Source organism: Thermanaerothrix sp. (genome assembly GCA_026417795.1).
Taxonomy (GTDB): domain Bacteria; phylum Synergistota; class Synergistia; order Synergistales; family Synergistaceae; genus Thermanaerovibrio.
Map to the genome: position 1 here is coordinate 1 of JAOACP010000132.1, position 624 is coordinate 624.

Sequence of the window (624 nt, forward strand, 5' to 3'; positions counted from 1 at the left end):
TGCCTGTAGTCGGTAATCTAACATAATGAGCTGCTTTGTGATACTATCACTAAACCCTTCGGGTGATGTTATTGTCATTTTTACCTCTTTAATATTTCTTAGATTTTCTATAAATTACTTCATAAATCGCAGTATTTCACATTGATTAAGCAGAGTTCTATGGACATGATTTCTAGGTCTACATATTTATGGATGCACATGGGTAAGGGAGAATAACTGTCATTAATTTCAGCTATTTCGGCCTTCCTTTTCCACATGATCTCCGGTTGCCAACCTCTTAAATCTATCTGGGTCATTGCCCTTAATTCCTTCGTCCCGCATGTCCATGAGGTGGATGTTAGTCAAGCTCACACTCTGGATCTTCGTCCTTATGGTGAAAATTCATCCCAACTATCCGGCTCTTCTTTTCAATGATCTATATCTGTACTTATGCATTTAACCCCTTAATTTAAGCAGCTTGTAACGCTGTTGGTCTTACTATATCGTCCATCATCTTTTGTGGATCATAGGCCGTCTGCTTCGTTAGTATAGCGAAAAATATCCGTATTAACTTATTGCTGAGTGCAATGAGAGACTGCATCTTCTTTAGCGGATTTTTACCCCTTGTTGTATAGTACTCATGCA

Annotated in this window: 1 protein-coding gene; it reads right to left on the reverse strand. The window is 38.5% G+C overall.

The annotated features are described in order from the left end of the window. Positions 1 to 448: 448 nt before the first annotated feature. Positions 449 to 624: IS110 family transposase (locus tag N2315_09595; GenBank protein ID MCX7829424.1), on the reverse strand; the 176-nt coding region annotated here is incomplete at its 5' end.